The following is a 2476-nucleotide window of genomic DNA, read 5'->3' on the forward strand; positions in this document are numbered from 1 at the left end:
TATGACGCATGATAATACCGGCCCACCTTCGCCCAAAGAAATTGAAGAAGTAAAAAAACAGGTAGCCGGAATGAAAGACGTCCGCTTGCATTTTACCGACCTGGATGAATATGCGAGAGTTTTATTGGCCGAAAATCCACAAGTGCCTACCATTCGCGGTGATATGGTTGATCCATGGATACATGGGGTAATGGCCATGCCTCAGGAATCAAAAATAGCAAGAAACATCCGTCCGCTTGAACCGGCATTGGACATCTTGAATACGCAATTGAAAGGATGGGGAATTTCAACCACATCCCTTGCCAGCTCACTGGCAAGGGCTTATGAAAACAGCATGCTTTTTGGAGAACATACATTTGGAGCATCTTCACCAGGYTACGGTGCGTTTTCAAAAGATGGAAAAACACAAYTATCRGAAGSWGAACGTTATAAATAYAATGATGACTTCRTTCAGGCAAGRAAAGAAGGYTTTTATGAAAAATTCGAATCTAGTTTCAAAGATAAAGCACAGTACATTAATACCACCGATAGCATTATTGTAACCAATTTTACCTCACGCATGGACCTGTTGGCCAACAATGTGAAAGCAAACATTGGGGACATCGTGGTGTACAATCCATTGCCCTGGATGCGGGGCGGAGTGGTTGATTTTAAGGGAAAGAAAATAGCWGTAGGGAAYATACCCGCMAATGGCTACAAGGTCATCAAGAACACCTCATCAGCTTAYACGGTATCCGGTGCAGGRAGCWCTACGCTYGATACAAARTTTTATASGGTAAAGTTTGACATGAAAAAAGGCGGAATTGCCTCATTGATTGAAAAGGCAACCGGCAGGGAACTGGTTGATCAACATTCCRCTTATGCACTGGGGCAGTTCCTGCACGAACGTTTCAGCTATGCACAAACCAAAGATTATCACGACAGAAATTACGTAAGGAACAATTTTGCTGCGGGTCTGAAACCAAATTTGCCTACAGACATCCCTTATCTGGCYACYACRCCTAYWGRTTGGRAAATGAARKTAGAGCAATCACCGGTTGCCGATAAGGTTACRTTGCTTGCAGCKAATGCCAATCCTGTTGCCGAATCGGTTTCCATTAGTTTCACATTTCCCAAGGCATCTGAGTATGTGGATGTGGAATGGAATATCAAYAATAAAATCGCCAATACTGTTCCYGATGGAGGATGGCTTTGCTTTCCTTTCAATGTGAATAAGCCAAAGTATATCCTKGGCCGYTTGGGCGGCGCTATGGATTTAGCAAAAGATCAGATTGTAGGCGGTAACCGCTACATATACGGCGTGCAAACAGGAGCCTCACTGGTTGCCCCTGATCAATCGGGTGCTGGGATCTGTGCTATCGATGCACCTTTGCTCAGTTTTGGCGAACCAGGCCTTTGGAAATATGATTATGATTATTTTCCCAAACAACCTTCTGTATTTGTGAATCTGTACAACAATATGTGGAATACCAACTTTCCCTACTGGACCGAAGGTTCATGGAGCGAAAGGGTACGTATCTGGGGCATCAAACAAGGAGAAAAAACAGCAGAGAATCTCGCTGTACGCTCATGGGAAGCAAGAACCCCRTTAATAGCYGTTGCCGCAAGCGGARGGGGCAAAAGACTGCCGATGCAACAAACAGGCATTGCTGTTTCACGTAAAGGTATACTTGTAACCGCTTTTGGTGACGATCCTGATGGAAACAAGGGTACACTGTTACGGTTGTGGGAACAGGCAGGAAATTCCGGTACTGTTACCGTTACATTGCCCAAAGGCTCAAATTACACCAAGGCAAGCCCTGTAACTTTGCGTGGTGAAATAATCGGCAAGCAGCTACCAGTTGTCAAAGGGACACTGAAGTTTTTCCTGAATGAATATGCACCGGCAAGTTTTGTGTTAGAATAATCCATATTGGAATAATTCAAAAAACAGTAATATTATTAACTTTCTCATTGTTTGTTATAGCCTTAAAAGCTTATTCACAAATACTTAAGTAGTGTACATGCTTAAATAACAAAGAACTTTATTTTCAGCGTTCCATTTTGCATAAATATTGATCAATAATGATGAATTTTTGATGTGGTTTTCAAAAGCTTTGCAAAACAATAAGATGAGGGGGGCGAAACTAACTTCTAACCCCAATAGAATATCAAAAGCGGCATTGCTGCTTGAAAGTGTAATTTTTACTTTCTTTTAGACCAAAATCATGATTAGCTTTATCAGGAACAGAAAACGTTTGTACATCTTATTTACCCAGCAACCGCCTTTTTATTTTTACAATCACAAAAAAACATAACTAATTGTCAAATTACTTGTAGTTGAGGACGGGTTATATTTTAACCTTTATACAGTTAGAAATTCTGGGTGTTGTTTCTTTGRCGCCTAGGCTACCTGTATAAGATTGTAATCATGAGATTGAAAAATTATTTATGGAAATACAATATCTTGGAATGCTTTATAGGCGTCATTCTACCC

At 41.3% G+C, this 2476-nt stretch carries 1 protein-coding gene; it reads left to right on the forward strand.

Annotated elements, in window-relative coordinates:
- Positions 1–1906, forward strand: a 1906-nt coding sequence (locus AC1DND_RS25680; RefSeq protein WP_477585393.1) for an alpha-mannosidase, incomplete at its 5' end; no start/stop codon positions are given.
- Positions 1907–2476: the final 570 nt, after the last annotated feature.

This window comes from Pedobacter sp. 01N416 (assembly GCF_056399685.1).